General features: G+C 36.1%; 13 protein-coding genes, 1 pseudogene and 1 riboswitch. Of the genes and pseudogenes, 11 read left to right on the top strand and 3 right to left on the bottom strand.

What is annotated here, in order from left to right; all coding sequences use genetic code 11:
* The first annotated feature begins 42 nt into the window (after nt 1–42).
* The 5 genes from JFU23_RS03410 to JFU23_RS03390 all read left to right on the top strand — a co-directional run bounded on the left by JFU23_RS03410 (nt 43) and on the right by JFU23_RS03390 (nt 7,368).
* A complete protein-coding gene (locus JFU23_RS03410; RefSeq protein ID WP_201031372.1) occupies nt 43–1,521 on the top strand; it encodes an MDR family MFS transporter in 1,479 nt (492 codons plus the stop codon).
* Nucleotides 1,522–2,026: 505 nt separating this feature from the next.
* Nucleotides 2,027–5,224 (top strand): bifunctional P-450/NADPH--P450 reductase, encoded by a 3,198-nt coding sequence (cypD, locus tag JFU23_RS03405; RefSeq protein ID WP_201031371.1) that lies wholly within the window; start codon nt 2,027–2,029, stop codon nt 5,222–5,224.
* A 286-nt stretch (nt 5,225–5,510) separates the two neighbouring features.
* Nucleotides 5,511–6,260, top strand: coding sequence for a class I SAM-dependent methyltransferase (locus JFU23_RS03400; RefSeq protein WP_201031370.1), 750 nt, complete (start codon nt 5,511–5,513; stop codon nt 6,258–6,260).
* Nucleotides 6,261–6,442: 182 nt separating this feature from the next.
* Complete coding sequence (locus tag JFU23_RS03395) at nt 6,443–6,751, top strand: monooxygenase (RefSeq protein ID WP_016120482.1); 309 nt, start codon at nt 6,443–6,445, stop codon at nt 6,749–6,751.
* A 284-nt stretch (nt 6,752–7,035) separates the two neighbouring features.
* Nucleotides 7,036–7,368, top strand: coding sequence for a DUF1904 family protein (locus tag JFU23_RS03390; protein ID WP_002142404.1), 333 nt, complete (start codon nt 7,036–7,038; stop codon nt 7,366–7,368).
* Between the two features lie 52 nt (nt 7,369–7,420).
* Here JFU23_RS03390 and JFU23_RS03385 read toward each other — a convergent pair.
* Nucleotides 7,421–7,606 (bottom strand): annotated as a pseudogene (locus JFU23_RS03385) (hypothetical protein); the annotation flags it as partial.
* Nucleotides 7,607–7,826: 220 nt separating this feature from the next.
* On the opposite strand from JFU23_RS03385, the gene tnpB reads away from it, so the two are divergent.
* A complete protein-coding gene (tnpB, locus tag JFU23_RS03380; RefSeq protein WP_016101077.1) occupies nt 7,827–8,945 on the top strand; it encodes an IS200/IS605 family element RNA-guided endonuclease TnpB in 1,119 nt (372 codons plus the stop codon).
* Between the two features lie 497 nt (nt 8,946–9,442).
* On the opposite strand, the gene JFU23_RS03375 is transcribed toward tnpB, so the two are convergent.
* On the bottom strand, nt 9,443–9,835 hold the full coding sequence (locus JFU23_RS03375) for a VOC family protein (RefSeq protein ID WP_016127236.1): 393 nt from the start codon (nt 9,833–9,835) through the stop codon (nt 9,443–9,445).
* A 111-nt stretch (nt 9,836–9,946) separates the two neighbouring features.
* Here JFU23_RS03375 and JFU23_RS03370 point away from each other — a divergent pair, with 111 nt between their 5' ends.
* A complete protein-coding gene (locus tag JFU23_RS03370) occupies nt 9,947–12,256 on the top strand; it encodes an AAA domain-containing protein (RefSeq protein ID WP_201031369.1) in 2,310 nt (769 codons plus the stop codon).
* Between the two features lie 75 nt (nt 12,257–12,331).
* Nucleotides 12,332–12,433, top strand: a riboswitch (SAM riboswitch).
* Between the two features lie 88 nt (nt 12,434–12,521).
* The gene (locus tag JFU23_RS03365; protein WP_061674490.1) at nt 12,522–13,727 is read left to right on the top strand and encodes a M20 family metallopeptidase; all 1,206 of its coding nucleotides are present in this window, start codon (nt 12,522–12,524) and stop codon (nt 13,725–13,727) included.
* 135 nt (nt 13,728–13,862) lie between these two features.
* Here the strand turns inward: JFU23_RS03365 and JFU23_RS03360 are convergent, their stop codons facing one another.
* Nucleotides 13,863–14,303: an Lrp/AsnC family transcriptional regulator gene (locus tag JFU23_RS03360; RefSeq protein WP_001178566.1), complete on the bottom strand. Its 441-nt coding sequence runs from the start codon at nt 14,301–14,303 to the stop codon at nt 13,863–13,865.
* Nucleotides 14,304–14,469: 166 nt separating this feature from the next.
* On the opposite strand from JFU23_RS03360, the gene JFU23_RS03355 reads away from it, so the two are divergent.
* The 3 genes from JFU23_RS03355 to JFU23_RS03345 all read left to right on the top strand — a co-directional run bounded on the left by JFU23_RS03355 (nt 14,470) and on the right by JFU23_RS03345 (nt 18,050).
* A complete protein-coding gene (locus tag JFU23_RS03355; RefSeq protein ID WP_201031368.1) occupies nt 14,470–15,234 on the top strand; it encodes an SDR family oxidoreductase in 765 nt (254 codons plus the stop codon).
* Between the two features lie 335 nt (nt 15,235–15,569).
* Nucleotides 15,570–16,136 (top strand): TetR/AcrR family transcriptional regulator, encoded by a 567-nt coding sequence (locus JFU23_RS03350; RefSeq protein WP_001072320.1) that lies wholly within the window; start codon nt 15,570–15,572, stop codon nt 16,134–16,136.
* 57 nt (nt 16,137–16,193) lie between these two features.
* The gene (locus JFU23_RS03345; protein ID WP_201031367.1) at nt 16,194–18,050 is read left to right on the top strand and encodes an alpha/beta fold hydrolase; all 1,857 of its coding nucleotides are present in this window, start codon (nt 16,194–16,196) and stop codon (nt 18,048–18,050) included.
* The last annotated feature ends 343 nt before the right edge of the window (nt 18,051–18,393 follow it).

Raw genomic sequence — 18,393 nt, 5'->3', positions numbered from 1 at the left:
AAACGAATCAATGGAATTTATAATGAAGGGGCAAATGAATATATGAGTGAAACATTACATAACAGAAAACCACCATATTTAATGCTTGTAATCCTTTTTATTGGGGCATTTGTTTCATTTCTAAATAACTCGCTTTTAAATGTAGCTTTGCCATCAATAATGAAGGATTTAGACATTAAAGATTATTCGACGATCCAGTGGCTTTCTACAGGGTATATGCTTGTAAGTGGTATATTAATTCCGGCATCAGCATTTTTAATAACCCGCTTCTCCAATAGGAGCTTATTTATTACATCTATGGTGATTTTTATTTTTGGTACGGCCTTAGCGGCTTTAGCACCGAACTTTAGTTTATTACTTACTGGCCGGATGGTTCAAGCAGCAGGTTCCTCAGTCATGGGGCCTTTGTTAATGAATATTATGCTAGTAAGCTTTCCAAGAGAAAAAAGGGGAACAGCAATGGGGATTTTTGGATTAGTTATGATTACAGCTCCAGCAATTGGACCGACACTATCGGGTTATATTGTAGAGTATTATGACTGGCGTTTGCTTTTTGAAATGATTTTACCGTTAGCAATCATTAGCTTGCTGTTAGGGATTTGGAAATCGGAGAATGTCATGAGACAAAACAAAAATGCAAAACTTGATTATCTCTCATTACTATTATCTTCTGTCGGTTTTGGCGGTTTGTTATATGGATTCAGTTCTGCAAGCTCCGACGGTTGGACGAATAAAGTTGTTTTAACAACCTTAATCATAGGCGCTATTGCCCTAATTACTTTCATTGTCCGCCAATTAAAAATGAATGAACCGTTATTGGATTTACGTGTTTACAAGTACCCAATGTTTGCACTTGCGTCTGTAATTGCAATTGTCAACGCAGTGGCCATGTTTTCGGGTATGATTTTAACCCCAGCTTATGTACAAAATGTCCGCGGTATTTCACCGCTGAGCTCTGGGCTGATGATGCTTCCAGGTGCGGTAATAATGGGGATTATGTCACCAATTACAGGTAAACTATTTGATAAATATGGCCCTCGTATTCTTGGTATAGTAGGACTTTCCATTACAGCCGTTTCAACTTATATGCTAGCAAACCTGCAACTCGATTCTAGTCACACACATATTATTCTTATTTACACATTGCGGATGTTTGGGATGGCGATGGTGATGATGCCACTTATGACAAACGGACTTAATCAATTACCAACTCGCTTAAATCCGCACGGTACAGCTGTTAATAATACAGCTCAACAAGTGTCTGGTTCGATTGGTACTGCTATTCTTGTTACGATTATGAATTCTGTAACAAAAACAAAAGCTGAAAGTCTAATGGTTGATGTAGATCCTACAACCTTCACAGAGGCTACGAAGGCAATGTTAACTCAGAAGGCTTTATTATCCGGAATTCAATATTCATTCTATGTAGCGCTTGGCATGAATGTTGTTGCACTACTATTAGTTTTTTTCGTTAAACGTGTAGATACAAGTGCGGAAGCTGTGGAGAGGTTAAATCGGTAGAGTAAAATAAAACTTAAGATCATGATTCCTATAAGTTTTTGCTGTTTAGTTAGACTATGAAGAAATGCAAATTTCTGCTGCTAAGGCGCTGGTATTTAAACTTGGAAAAGAACCAGTGAAATAATTATATATAGTAAAAAGGATCTGATATTCATATCAGATCCTTTTTCATTAGTAACACAGTATACTTGCTTATCGTATTTGTTTGAATTGACATTAGGAACTACTGGTTTTCCCAATACTACAATCTTTAGCTCTCAATTTGTGATAAACATTATAATAATACGCTTCATTTTAATTTAGTATTTTCTCTGCAAGTTATAAATCTAATATCAACAAACAACTTAGATTACCAACCTTATAAGCAATATCATAATCGTGAATAGTTCGGGAAAAGATAAAATAAGGTAATCAATTACATATCTTTATCCCAGGCGATTCATTGCTATCTTCTTTTTATTGAATGGGATATTTTATTTCATGCTTTTTTGAAAGGGTGTTTTTAATGGATAAAAAAGTATCTGCCATTCCTCAACCGAAAACATATGGATTGCTGGGGAATCTCCCATTAATCGATAAAGATAAACCGACCCTATCCTTTATCAAGATAGCGGAAGAGTATGGTCCCATTTTTCGAATTCAAACTTTAAGTGATACCATCATTGTCGTTTCTGGACATGAACTGGTAGCAGAAGTCTGTGACGAAACAAGATTTGATAAAAGTATAGAGGGTGCTTTAGCGAAAGTTCGCGCCTTTGCTGGAGACGGATTATTTACAAGCGAGACTCACGAGCCTAACTGGAAAAAAGCTCATAATATTTTGATGCCTACATTCAGCCAACGAGCAATGAAAGATTATCATGCTATGATGGTCGATATTGCTGTACAACTCGTTCAAAAATGGGCACGGCTTAATCCGAATGAAAACGTAGATGTTCCGGAGGATATGACTCGCCTTACATTGGATACAATTGGTCTATGTGGTTTTAATTATCGATTTAATAGCTATTATCGTGAGACCCCTCATCCTTTTATTACTAGCATGAGCCGTGCTCTAGATGAGGCGATGCACCAATTACAGCGGCTGGATATAGAAGATAAACTCATGTGGAGAACGAAACGTCAATTTCAGCATGATATTCAATCCATGTTTTCTTTAGTAGATAATATTATTGCTGAACGTAAAAGTAATGGAAATCAGGAAGAAAATGATTTACTTTCCCGTATGTTAAATGTGCATGATCCGGAAACTGGTGAAAAATTAGATGATGAAAATATTCGTTTCCAAATTATCACTTTTTTAATAGCTGGGCATGAAACAACAAGTGGATTATTATCTTTTGCAATCTATTTTTTATTAAAGAATCCAGATAAATTGAAAAAAGCCTATGAAGAAGTAGATAGGGTTTTAACAGATCCCACTCCAACATACCAACAAGTTATGAAACTAAAGTATATCCGGATGATTTTAAATGAATCGCTACGTCTATGGCCTACTGCTCCAGCATTCAGTCTCTATGCAAAAGAAGATACAGTGATTGGTGGGAAATATCCAATTAAGAAAGGAGAAGATCGTATTTCTGTTCTGATTCCACAGCTACATAGGGATAAAGACGCGTGGGGAGACAATGTGGAAGAATTCCAACCTGAACGATTTGAAGAGCTGGATAAGGTTCCTCATCATGCTTATAAGCCATTTGGAAATGGTCAACGAGCATGTATCGGTATGCAGTTTGCACTTCATGAAGCCACACTCGTAATGGGAATGCTTCTTCAACATTTTGAATTAATTGATTATCAAGACTATCAGCTGGACGTAAAACAAACATTAACGCTAAAGCCTGGTGATTTTAAAATTAGGATTCTACCCCGAAATCAAACTATTAGCCATACTACTGTTCTTGCGCCTATAGAGGAGAAACTGAAAAACGATGAAATCGAACAGCAAGTTCAGAAGACTCCTTCTATTATTGGGGCCGATAATCTTTCGCTTCTTGTTCTGTATGGATCGGATACAGGGGTAGCGGAAGGTATTGCAAGAGAATTAGCAGATACAGCTAGTTTAGAAGGTGTTCAAACGGAAGTGGTAGCACTTAACGATCGAATTGGAAGTCTGCCAAAAGAAGGGGCGGTTCTTATTGTAACTTCTTCTTATAATGGAAAACCACCAAGTAATGCAGGGCAGTTTGTGCAATGGTTGGAGGAATTAAAATCGGATGAGCTAAAAGGTGTTCAATACGCAGTTTTTGGTTGTGGAGATCATAATTGGGCTAGTACTTATCAGCGAATTCCAAGATACATTGATGAGCAAATGGCTCAAAAAGGAGCAACAAGATTTTCTACACGTGGAGAAGCGGATGCAAGTGGTGATTTCGAGGAACAGCTCGAGCAATGGAAACAAAGTATGTGGTCTGATGCGATGAAGGCATTTGGATTGGAACTTAACAAAAACATTGAGAAAGAACGCAGTACATTAAGTTTACAATTTGTTAGTCGTCTTGGAGGATCTCCTCTTGCGCGAACATATGAAGCAGTTTATGCATCTATACTAGAAAATCGTGAACTTCAATCATCTAGCAGTGAAAGAAGCACGCGACATATTGAGATATCCTTGCCAGAAGGCGCTACGTATCAAGAAGGTGACCACCTTGGGGTGCTGCCAATTAATAGTGAGAAAAATGTCAACCGAATTTTAAAACGCTTTGGATTAAATGGGAAGGATCAAGTCATATTGAGTGCAAGTGGACGAAGTGTAAATCACATACCTTTAGACAGTCCTGTTAGTTTATTTGACCTTCTTAGTTATAGTGTAGAAGTTCAAGAAGCAGCCACTCGAGCACAAATACGAGAAATGGTGACATTTACAGCATGCCCTCCTCATAAAAAGGAATTGGAATTATTATTGGAAGAGGGAGTTTATCATGAACAAATATTAAAGAAACGTATGTCAATGTTGGACCTTCTTGAAAAGTATGAGGCTTGTGAAATCCGATTTGAACGCTTTTTAGAACTTCTTCCTGCGCTCAAACCGCGTTACTATTCTATTTCAAGCTCTCCACTCGTTGCACAGGATCGTCTGAGCATTACAGTTGGTGTTGTTAATGCACCTGCATGGAGTGGGGAAGGGACATATGAAGGAGTCGCTTCTAATTATTTAGCTCAGCGTCATAATAAAGATGAGATTATATGTTTCATTCGAACGCCACAATCAAACTTTCAATTACCTGAAAATCCAGAAACACCAATTATCATGGTTGGACCAGGTACTGGAGTTGCACCATTCCGTGGATTCTTGCAAGCGCGTCGTGTTCAAAAGCAAAAAGGTATTAACTTAGGACAAGCACATCTATATTTTGGTTGTCGTCATCCTGAAAAGGATTATCTCTATCGTACAGAACTAGAAAATGATGAAAGAGATGGATTAATCTCTTTACACATAGCTTTTTCCCGCCTAGAAGGATATCCTAAAACATATGTACAGCATTTAATAAAACAAGATAGAATCAATTTAATTTCGTTATTAGATAATGGGGCGCATCTTTATATATGTGGTGATGGAAGTAAAATGGCTCCTGACGTAGAAGACACCCTTTGTCAAGCCTATCAAGAAATTCATGAAGTCAGTGAACAAGAAGCAAGGAATTGGTTGGAACGTGTGCAAGACGAAGGGCGATATGGAAAAGATGTTTGGGCTGGAATCTAAATTCTTCTTAGTTAGATAAGTAATATTTAATTCACGAACTTCTTTCGACTAAGTATAACTTTAAACAAAATAAACTGATTTATAAAAACCCTGTATTTTTTATTGAATATGGGGTTTTCTTATTTTTAAATAAAAGGGACGTATATGTTGATTCAAAATCCAACAATCTTTATGCTTTATATACACAACATGAATAAAAAGATGACAAAATTTTTATGGTTAGTATGGTAATTTGGAAACAGAAGTCAGCTTAATCTATGAAAACCTTATCAGAGGAGTGATGTAAGTGAGACAAAATGTTTACGATAATCCGAATTTCTTCAAAAACTACACAGCGTTGCGTGAAAGTGGAATAAATGCTAATGACTTCATAGAACAGCCAGCAATCAAATCATTAATTCTGTGTTTGAAAGGGAAATCGGTATTAGACTTGGGTTGCGGTGATGGTCATTTTTCAAAGTATTGTATAGAAAATGGTGCAAAAAACGTAATAGGTGTAGACATATCCAAAAATATGATTGAACGTGCTAAAAAGTTAAATCAGGATGATAACATAGAATTTATGTGTCTTCCTATGGAGGATATGGGACTAACCAATCAAAAGTTCGACCTGATTATAAGTTCTCTCTCTATACATTACATTGAAGATTACTCGGCAATGATTCAAAAGATTAATGAACTATTAAAAAGCAGTGGTGAATTTATCTTTTCAACTGAACATCCAATAGCAACAGCTCGCAAAGGAAGCAACCATTGGATAAAAACTGAGGATGGTAATACATCACACTGGGCATTAGATAATTATCAAGAAGAAGGAATCAGAGTACACAACTGGTTTGTTGACGATAGTGTGGTTATTTATCATAGAACTGTTGCCACATTAATAAATACTTTAATTGAACACGGGCTTTCGCTGGATAAAATAATCGAACCACAATCAACTTTGGCAGGGATAGAGAAAATGCCAGATTTAATAAACGAATCGCGAAGTCCATCTTTTATTATAATCAAGTCAAAAAAACAAAATAATATTTAAAAATATTTACCGCAATCTGGGAGCTTTTATTGAATTACGAAAACAGCCGTTTCACTAAGGAATGGCTGTTTTTTTAAAAACATGACCTAAAGCCGTTAAACTGTAAGCGTTCAAGTTGCTATCATTTTGTAATTATTTTATAAAAGAGGTTGTGAAAATATTGAACATAGGAGTGAGTGAAAATGGCATATTTACTACAAGTTGATTTTCCGTTTGAAGGTCCTTTTGGTGAAGAAATGGAAAAAGCATTTTTGGATTTAGCAAAAAGTATTAATGAAGAAGACGGATTCCATTGGAAAATATGGACGGAGAATCAAGAAACGCAAGAAGCAGGAGGCATCTATGTATTTGAAGAAAAACAAGATGCTGAAAAATACGCCGAAATGCACAAAAATAGACTGCAAGCATCTGGTGTTAAAGATATTAGAGTAAGAATTTTTCACATCAATGAAAAGTTAACTAAACTGAATCGTGGTTATAGTAAATATTGAGGGACACGGAATTCAAAAAAGGAGGGGGTAATCCCTTCTTTTTTTGAATTGATGCTACAGAAAGAATAGCGTGTTTTTTAATTTAGGGTCATCTCTTTTTGATAGTTTGATATCGATGTGACAATACCCCTTTATTATTTTTCAGGTTACAATACATGTATTGCTTCAATAACATATGATCATTCTTAAGAATGTCATTGAAATGTACCAATAGATGTTAGTGCAGCAAAATAAATTGTGTTATGATGTGAGCAAATATAAAGCTATCTAACGGAGGGATTCACATGCCGCATGTTGTGTTTCGTGGAATTACTATTGAACAATTAAAAAGCATAAGCAAGCCATTAGTAGAAGAGCTCGCAGATATCTGTGAGTGCGGTACGGATAATTTCACCTTGGAACTACCAAGTTCTACGTTTGTATTCAATGGAGAAGAAATAGAAGCGTTTCCTCTTATTGAAGTGAAATGGTTCGAGCGTGGACAGGAAATTCGTGATCGATTTGCCAAGGCCATTACTACATATGTAATGGATTTTGGACTTCCAGAAGTAGAGGTTGTATTTACGGTTTTCACAGAATCAGCGTATTATATTAACGGGAAGCATTGTGCAAGTTAGAGCTATTTGAAAAATTTTTATAACATTAAGAGAAGAAATAGGAGAGAATATCCTATTTCTTTTTATTTCTATAATAAAATATAACTGCTAAATCTAAAGTAATGATAATAATTAGAAGTGATAAGTGTATAAGTGCATCAGTTTTCCCGTTTAATAAAGATTTTATAAAGAAATCCCATTCTGTTTCATAGGGAGGCTCTGACCAATTTCGTTGCATTCCGAAAGCTATTCCATTTATCAATTTAGCCAAGAAGACTCCTTCCTCAAGGAGCGTGAAGGACGTAGCCTAGGGAGTAGGAGGGAGATGAATTGGCATCGAACAAGAGATGGCAATTCATCTTAATTGTTCGACATATGTAAAGTGTTACCGGACAATTTGTCATAATCACTTCACTATAAAACGAACGTACGTTTGGTATATAATAGATATATATATCGAAATGGAGGTGAAACGAAGGATGATCAATAAAGCGTATAAATTTCGTATCTATCCAAATAAAGCACAAGCGATCCTGATCAATAAAACGATTGGTTGTTCTCGTTTTGTATTCAATCACTTCCTATCTCTATGGGATAATGCATACAAAGAAACAGGAAAAGGTTTGACATATGGTACATGCTCTGCCAAACTTCCTGCAATGAAGAAAGAGTTTGTTTGGCTAAAAGAAGTGGATAGTATTGCTATTCAATCGTCTGTTCGCAACCTTGCGGATGCTTATACACGCTTTTTTAAAAAACAAAACAGTGCCCCGCGTTTCAAATCTAAAAAGAACAACGTACAATCTTATACCACAAAACAAACAAATGAAAACATTGCTGTTGTGGGAAACAAAATGAAATTGCCGAAACTAGGTCTTGTTCGATTTGCCAAAAGTCGTGAAGTAAAGGGACGTATTTTAAATGCTACGGTTAGACGGAACCCTTCTGGCAGATACTTTGTGTCATTGTTAGTTGAAACAGAAGTGCAAGAACTTCCGAAAACACATTCTTATATTGGAATGGATGTAGGATTAAAAGATTTCGTCATTTTGTCAGATGGAACAACCTATAAAAACCCTAAATTTTTTCGCTCATTGGAAGAGAAGTTGGCAAAAGCACAGCGTGTTCTTTCTAGAAGAATGAAAGGATCTTCTCGCTGGAATAAACAACGAGTAAGGATAGCTAGGATTCATGAATACATAGCTAATGCTAGAAAAGATTACTTGGACAAAATCTCAACTGAAATCATCAAAAACCACGATGTTATCGGTATAGAAGATTTGCAAGTATCGAATATGCTAAAAAATCATAAGTTAGCAAAAGCGATTAGTGAAGTATCTTGGTCACAATTTAGAACGTTGCTAGAATACAAGGCAAAATGGTATGGAAAACAAGTCATTCCGGTATCCAAAACATTTGCTTCAAGCCAATTATGTTCTTGTTGTGGGTATCAAAATAAAGACGTTAAGAATCTAAATCTTCGTGAATGGGATTGTCCTGAGTGCAATAGTCATCACGACAGAGATATTAACGCAAGTATCAATCTTAAAAATGAAGCTTTAAGGCTTCTAACCGTAGGAACTACGGGGATAGCCTAATGAATTAGAAGCCACTAGGCTTCTGTACTTAGGAATCTCCCACTTCAAACAGTCCGTAAGGACGTTAAGTGGTGAGTAGTTCAAGAAAAAGATCATACTTAATAGGATTCTTCTAACAAATACGGCAACTACTTTTAAATTCCAATGCTTTATCTTAATTATATAAAGGATTGGAAATAGTATAAGTATCCAAAAAATAATAATATAGATTGTATTTATCATTCTTTACTACTAATAAAATGATTGTTTTTAATATAGGTAAGCCTTCGGATTGAAGGTATGTTTTATTGTTACTAGTTAAAAAAAGGGCCGGAATTCCGGCTCCTTTTCTATCTTAAAGTCTTACTTTATCCCGCATTAACGGGCAGTAAGACCTCCACCTCAAAATCCAGAGGAAGCACAGAAGTTAGGTGGGGATCAACTGCCCGTAAAAGCCCGATTGGTTCAACTAATAATCAGTGGGGGATGAACAAAACCCCACTGATTAAAGTTTCACTTTATCTCTCCGTTTCAAAAAACTCAATCCATTCTCCGTCAGGACCAGCGAAGAATATGTAACGTGTTCCATCTGGTAATGTTTCAATTTCTTCTCCTAGTAAAAAGGTTACTCTGTGTTTCTGTAGTCTTTCGATTTCATCTTCTAATGAATCCACTTTAAAGCAAATGTGATGTACTTTTCCTTCTGCCGGAAGAGAAGAGTTATAACCTTCAATAAGTTCGAGTATCGTTTCCTTCGATTCTTCCACACCTAAAAAAGCGAGTTTTAAGTCTGGATTTGGGTGCCCCATACGTTTAATGAGCTGTAAGCCGACTACTTCTTCATAAAATGAAATAGATGTTTCTAAGTTTGCAACCATAAGTCCAACGTGTTCGATTCGTCTAACTGGCATGTGGATTCCTTCTTTCTGAAAATTATATACAATATATTATTGAAAATTAAGAAAATAAGCAAGATAAAAACCTTACAAATTTTAGCGTGTTATATGGTATAGTGAGAAAGTATGTTTGGGGAGAAGGAAGGAGATTATACGATGAATACAACTACTCAAACTCCTTCATTATCGGAAACAATGAAAGAGTGGCATTATGCATTAGCATATGAAATTAAACATTGGAAAACGATAGGTGGTAGTAAAATCTCTATCATGAACGGTCGTTTTTTATATACAGATTATGAAAGTACAGTATACGTATTTCAGCTTATTTCGGAAGTAAGCTTACCTGAAGGTTCACCAATTCGAATTGAGTTCGATGGTGAGGAAGCGACAGGGGAAGTATTATCTGTACATGGATTAGAAATCGAATTGAAGTTAAATGATTATATACAAGGTGAAATACGAGAAGCCGTTTTATACAGTGAACCGTGGCAATTGTTAGAACAACTACAAGAGCGATTGAAAGAGGCACATAAGGATAAGTTAAAACGTAATCGTATAAAGCGTCTTGTTGATGGGACGAGCAGTCCGAAACATATTGAAAAGATGAAAAATACGAAAAATGAATTGGCGTATCGTTCTTTTTACAATCCAACAACGTACGTGTGGGGACCACCGGGAACAGGGAAGTCTTACAATTTATCGCGTATTATTTCTGCTCATTATCAAAAAGGAAAATCGGTACTTGTGTTAGCTCATAGTAATGCGGCAGTAGACGTATTAATGAGTGAAGTAACGAAGCAAATTGAGAAGAAGAAGAAATGGACGCCTGGAGAAATTGTTCGTTACGGTTATAGTCAACATGAACATATACGAAATCATGAAACGTTACTTGCATCGAAGTTAGTTGAAACGACGAATGGATCTTGGGGAGAAGAAAGACTCTATTTAGAAGAGACGCGACAAGATCTTCGTGAAAAGATTTTATCACATAAAGCGACTTCTGCTGATAAGAAGCGTATACAAGAGATTGAAAGTGATCTTCGAAAGCAAAAAGCGAAAATTAAAGAAGTAGAAAAAGAATACATTGAAAATGCGAAAGTAATCGGTGCGACTTTATCGAAATGTGCAATTGATTCACTTATTTATGAGCGTACATTTGATTTAGTTGTCGTAGATGAAGTAAGTATGGCTTATGTTCCGCAAATCGCATTAGCTGCTTCACTTGGGAAACGTATTGTCGTTTGTGGTGACTTTTTACAGTTACCTCCGATTGCGATGGCGAACCATGAACTCGTTCGAAAATGGCTCGGTGAAGATATGTTTTATCATGCAGGGATTGTTGATTCTGTAAATAAATCAGAAGCACATCCGAACCTTTTTATGCTGCAGGAGCAAAGACGTATGCATACGGATATATCTAAGTTTACGAATTCATTTATTTATAAAAATAGAGTGTACGATCATCCATCTGTTTCAGAGCGTAAAGAACTTGCGAAACTGCAACCGTTCGCAAATGAGGCGAGTGTTTTATTTGATACGAGCTTAATGGGAGCCTTTTCTTTAAAAGACGCTGCTTCCGGTTCTCGTTTTAATATTATGTCTGGTTTAGTAGCGATGCAAATGATGTTAATTGGATTGTTAGACGGTGTTCAATCTATCGGTGTAGTTACGCCTTACAGGGCACAGTCCCGTTTTTTATCAACGTGTATTAGAGAAATGTTGCAGAAAACGAAATATCAAAACATACCAGTTTTAGCGGCGACAGTTCATAAGTTTCAAGGGTCTGAAAGAGATATGATGATCTTTGATACGGTAGATAGTTATCCGCAAGAACGACCTGGCGTGTTATTCTTTGACCATAAAAATCATCGCCTCGTCAACGTTGCAGTGACAAGAGCGAGAGGGAAGTTCATTCAATTATCAGATTGCCACTACATGCGTAAAAATCTTTCGAGAAAACAAGCGTTATCGCAATTAACAGCTCATATAGAACGTCACGGAGATGTGTATGATCGCACGACATCAAGACAATTGTGGGAGCGAAAAATCTCGAAACGTTTACGCTGGTTTATGGAAATGAATCTTGAAGAGCCGAAAGGGTTATTGAAAGATATTTTAGCCGCAAAACGAAAAATTATCATTTCACTTCCAAGTACAAAGCAAGTGGATAAGCGAGTCTGGCAAGCGTTAATGCGTACAAATGCGCAAATAACAGTATATAGTGATGGACCAGTTCCGTTAAAAAATGTAAAGTTACAAAGACAAAATAAAGCATTCCCGTTTATCGTAATCGATGATGAAATCTTTTGGGCAGGAGCACCTCTTACATCTCAAATGATGTTTGAAGGTAGTATGGAATTTCCGTACATATGTGCAAGATTACAAGCACCTGAAACAATTGGCGTATTAAAAGGGTTTTTAGATATTCGGTAAATTCAGATAGGAATTCCTTGACTTTTGCCTGGAATGAACTTAGAATGAAAATAATTTAATATAATTTTATGAAAATTCTTATCACGAGAGGTTGAGGGACTGGCCCTATGACACCTCGGCAGCGGATTCTTTATGAATACTGTGCCAATTCCAGCAAGGTAACTTGAAAGATAAGAAAGAAGCTCATTTTGACTGTATATACAGAAGCCTCTTTCTATCTTTTAGAAAGAGGCTTTTTTACGTGAAAATAAAAGGAGGAAGAAAAATGGGAGCGACAGGAGTAACGTCACAAAGAAAAACAATTGAAGAGAGTATAGAAAGAAATAAGGAAAAGTACATAGAAACAAGTCATAATATTCATGCGAATCCGGAGATTGGTAACCAAGAATTTTACGCATCAAGAACGTTAAGTTTGTTGTTAGGAAGCGCAGGATTTCAGTTGCAGCACAATATAGCTGGGCATGAAACAGGATTTATCGCGCGAAAAAGTTCAGGGAAACAAGGACCAGTCATCGCATTTTTAGCTGAGTATGACGCTTTACCAGGACTCGGTCATGCATGTGGTCACAATTTAATTGGCACAATTAGCGTTGCAGCAGCGATCGCGTTATCAGAAACGCTTGAGGAAATCGGCGGAGAAGTTGTCGTGTTCGGAACACCAGCAGAAGAGGGCGGGCCAAATGGTAGCGCAAAATCGAGTTATGTGAAAGCTGGCTTATTTAAAAACATTGATGCGGCGCTTATGATTCATCCGAGCGGAAAAACAGCTCCAACGAGTCCGTCACTAGCGGTCGATCCACTTGATTTTCATTTTTACGGAAAAACAGCTCATGCAGCAGCCTCACCAGAAGAAGGAATTAACGCATTAGATGCGATTATCCAGCTGTATAACAGTATTAATGCACTTCGCCAACAACTCCCATCAGATGTGAAAATTCATGGAATCATTACAGAAGGCGGCAAAGCACCTAATATTATTCCAGACTACGCCGCAGCAAGGTTCTTCATCCGCGCAGCAACGAGAAAAAGATGTGCGGAAGTAACAGAGAAAGTAAGAAACATCGCACAAGGAGCAGCGTTAGCAACAGGTACAAAAGTAAAAATTCATCAATTCCAAAATGAAATCGATGAACTACTCGTAACAAAAACATTTAATGACGTCGTAGCGGAAGAGTTAGAACTACAAGGTGAAGAGGTAAACCGTAAAGAAAGAGTAGGAATCGGCTCAACGGATGCAGGAAATGTAAGCCAAGTTGTACCGACAATTCATCCGTACATTAAAATCGGTCCAGATGACTTAATTGCGCATACGAATGAATTTAGAGAAGCAGCACGTTCAGAATTAGGAGATAAAGCATTAATTACATCCGCAAAAGCACTAGCAAATACAGCGTATCGATTAATTACAGAAGAAGGTTTGTTAGAGAAGGTTAAGGAGGAGTTTAGGGAGGCGCGGAAGAATCAAGGATAGGGAAGAAGGAGAATTATACTCGGGATTTTTTAGTAGGGAATTGAATGAAAAAAGAACCAGCCTATGGCTGGTTTTATTATATTATAAAAGAATTTTTCCACATACACTTCATATTTCTACCTTAGTACCCTCTTATCAGAACGACAATTTCTCTTCAAATTCACTCTTTAAAACAATTAAAGGAGATGATAATCCAAATTGCATTAAGGAGTCTAAAAATGTAGCGAGAGAATCCATCGAATCGCTCATGACCTTCATCATATAATTAAACTCCCCGCTAATTCGATATAAATCAGTTACTTCGGGAGCGGCATTACAAAATTGGATGAAATCAGAGCATTGACTCGTTTTGAACATAATGAATGCTTGGATGTTTTTATTAATTTTGGAAGGCTCAAATTTCGTTCGGTAAGCAGCTATAACCCCTTGATCTTCAAGCTTGTTAATGCGTTCTTTTACAGCAGGCTGCGTCATGGATATAATACGTCCTATTTCTGAAACAGAAATTCTCGCATTTTCATACAACAAGTTCATAATTTTATGGTCAATTTCATCTAGTTTTACTGCGTTTTGCATTGGATAGCCCCCTTTTTTATTTTCTAAAGTAAATCGCAAATTATAACTATAATATCATAAGTGAAGGAACTAAATTACCTATAAATCTATATTTAAAATTAGTAGTATTTGCTTAAAAATATAAGTATAGGATTTATTAAACGGAAATTTAGGAAGGATGAAAAAAATGAAGAATCTTGATGGGAAAGTAGCGTTAGTAACAGGGGCGAGTCGCGGTATTGGTCGTGCGATTGCGATGAGATTGGCAAACGACGGTGCATTAGTTGCAATTCACTATGGCCGAAATAAAGCAGCTGCAGATGAAACAATTAGTGAGATTGAATCAAATGGAGGAAAGGCATTCTTAATTGAAGCGGATTTCAATTCAATTGATGGTGTCAAAAAGATAGTAGAACAATTGAAGAATGAATTACAAATAAGAGTTGGTACATCAGAGATTGATATTCTAGTAAACAATGCAGGGATAGGTACACAAGGAACAATTGAAAATACGACAGAAGAAGTTTTTGATGAAATTATGTCTGTAAATATTAAAGCACCGTTCTTCTTAATTCAGCAAACATTACCGTTATTACGAGCGGAGGCGCGAGTTATTAACATTTCATCAGCTGAAGTAAGACTTGGTTTTGCAGGGTCCATTGTATATGGTTTAAGTAAAGGGGCACTAAATACGATGACACTTCCTCTAGCTAAACATCTTGGAGAAAGAGGGATAACAGTGAATACAATTATGCCTGGATATACGAAGACAGATATAAATGCGAAATTGCTAGATAATCTGGAAATACGAAATTTTGCTACGAATTCATCTGTGTTCGGACGAATAGGGCAAGTTGAAGATATTGCAGATGTAGTAGCATTCCTTGCTTCTTCTGATAGCCGCTGGGTAACAGGGCAAATTTTAGATGTTTCTGGAGGATTTTGTTTATAGGGGCACTACTTCATACCGATAAAGCTAATATTTTCATATCCCCCTAAATTAAAATTTTCTTTCTCTACAGATAGCTATTTTGAGAAGCCGCTCATTTTTTCGTTTTGGGGGCATTTCTTTTTCTTAAGTTGATGGGTATGTATGGTGACCCCTATTAGACGATAGTGAATTAACAATTTCGCGGTTCAGTTCAACTTTATTCAAAATAAGATTTTTTTGCAGTAAAATCAATGTTAGTGGAACTTTTTTAATCAAACCTTTTTCTAAATTAACACAAATACTTGCAACATTTAAATTAGTACTATATAGTTCTAGTTATGACAAAGGTAAAATTAATGAATCAAAAACGTGTGATTGAAGTAGCTGCAACATTATTTTTAGAAAAAGGGTTTGCTTATACAAGTATGGATGAATTAGTACGTGTAAGCAAAGTTTCAAAGTCTAATGTGTATTATCACTTTTCTAATAAGGAAGTATTATTAGAAGGGGTCGTTGATTATTGGATTGAAATGTATCAATCTGCAATTGATGACGTACTTTCTCAGAACCAATTTTTAGTTGAAGATCGTATCCAACTGTTTTTAAAGCAATTATCACAAGGAGTTCAGTCGAGAGAGTATAAGGGGAGCTGTCCATTTATTACTCTTTATATTCAAAGTCCTAAACAGGCCACGCAAATAAAAGAAAAAATAGGTCTTTTTTTTACAGGATTACAAAAGAAAGTTTCTCTATTACTTAAACAAGGGGTAGAGAATGGAGAATTCAGAAACACGATTAATATTGATGAGGTTGCATCACTTTTTATTACAAATCTTGAAGGAGCGTTATTTATTTCAGAAACATTGAAGGATGCAACTGTAATTACGAAAACAGCAGATCATTTTTTAAAATTGCTTCGATAAAAGAAGCATTTTTTTACATCAAATTAGTACTAATTAGTACTAAAAAGGGGATTTTATATGAGAACAGTATTTTTAACTGGTGGAACAGGCTTTATTGGAAAGCAATTAGTAAAAGAATTAGCCAAAGAGGATGTTAAAATTCTTCTTTTAGTAAGGTCGAAAAGTAAAGCAATACGCATTTTTCAAGAAAGAGGCATCTTAAAAAAGGCAGTTATGCACTTTATTGAAGGTGATTTGACGAAAATAGATTTAGGTCTAAGTGCTGAAGATAAGGAGAGGGTATTGAAAACGGATGTGATTATTCACGCAGGAGGCCCCATGGATATTCAAGCGACAAGTAAAGAGGCAGCTTCCGTATTTTTAAATGGCGCCAAACACATTAGTGAATTAGCTAAAAACATTCATCAATTGAAGGGCTTGCAACAATTTATTCATGTTGTAGGTTATATGAGTCCCTTTGATGATAAAAATAGCAAGATTGCAATTGATGTGTTTAAAGAAGGAAACAATTATTTGAAAATAAAAAATCCATATGAGAGAACAAAATTTTTAGCAGATCTTTATATCCGTCACCAGGCATCAGCAGTAGGTTATCCGCTTTCTGTAATTAATCCGCCAACTGTAGTCGGTAGTAGTAAAACAGGAAGTACAGAGCAGATAGCAGGATTAGGTTTGCTTGTGATGAGTATGCGAAGAGGGCTCATGCCAGTGATTCCTGGAGGTAAGGGATATAGGTTACCACTGATTTCAAACGATGAGCTTGCGAAGTTTATTGTGCAGGTTTTCAGATTGGAACAACCGACTATTCAAACATATACACTTGTTGAAGACAAACAGCACGATCAGAACATTGCTAAATTATTAAGTATTATGTCGGAAAGTATGAATATGAGGGCACCAAAAATCTCTGTCCCAATGCCACTTATGAAAGCAATTATGAATAGTGGAGTGAGTAAAATAACAAAAATTCCTTCTGATGGACTGAATTTTATTACAAAACGAAAATTTTCAAATGTTTCAACGAAAAAAATTATGGGAGGAGATTGGTTTAAGAAGACGAGTGTAATGAAATTTTTCCCTGCCGTAGTAGCTGATCTGGATTATCGAATGATGTATCAAAATGGCCAGCATAATCATTTATTTAAACGAACATTATGCGATAACACTACCCTTTACCAATTACAAGGAGAGGGTAAACCGTTTATTTTATTACATGGTTTATTGAGTGATGGAGAGGATTTATTTCCTTTAGCACAAGAGCTTCATGAAAAAACTGGTCAACCTGTATGGATCTTGGATCTTCCAGGTTTGGGACGTTCTCCTTTTAAACAAGAGAAAAATCTTCTAGATATCTATTTGAATGTAGTGAAAAAGTTATTGGAGAAAGCTACTAATGGTGCACATCTAATTGGCCATTCATTCGGTGCATTTATTCTTCTGGAAGCATTGGTACAAGAGTACATAGATAAGAAGTATTCAATCACTTTACTTCAGCCACCTGTTGCTAAAAAAAATGCTAAATCGCTAAATGTTCCCCAATTTATGAACAAATGGACATTAAAATTGGCAACTAATAATTTGATAGGGCGTTATTTATTAAGTAATGGTTTGTTTGAAAGTATGGAGAGCATCCCTGAACATTATATCGAAAAAATAAGTAACAGTTTTACTTCTCCTAGAATTTTAAATACTACGGTTCAGCTTAACAGTTTACTACTGAAAAACGATCAAGGTGATTTCAATGAAGTAACAAAGTATAATCTTCACATTATTTGGGGGGAGTATGACAGAGGCTATTCTGCTCCATCGCATCTTGGTAAGGTTGATTTTGTTCCATATGGCCATCATTTTCCTCTTAGCCATCCGAGTGAAACGGCAACATTAGTAATAAAAAATAGTAATACTAGCAGATGAGAGTGTGGGATAAATAAACAGTGTGTAGTAAGATCGTTGTGTCTTTGAAATAAAATCGTACTGTGTGGGGCCCACCCCATCACTATCAGACTAAGAAACGCAAATACCTCAAAACGAAAAAATGAGCATTTTGTTACAAGATAGTACAAAATTTCGTTCTGGGGGTGCTATAAAATTTTAGCTTGATGGCGATGTGGTGCTACCCCATGCCCATCAACTTAAGAATTTAGAACTCCCCAAAAAAATTATGAGTTTTTTGTTACAAGTTATCACAAAATTTTCGTTTTTTGGGTAGTTTTATTTTCTTAGCTTGATTGCGATGAGCGGTACCCCATAAAGGCCC

This window comes from Bacillus sp. TH50, from assembly GCF_016650565.1.
GTDB classification, from domain to species: domain Bacteria; phylum Bacillota; class Bacilli; order Bacillales; family Bacillaceae_G; genus Bacillus_A; species Bacillus_A mycoides.
The sequence above is the reverse complement of the archived record's forward strand: the minus strand, read 5'-3'. Positions and strand labels throughout refer to the sequence as shown.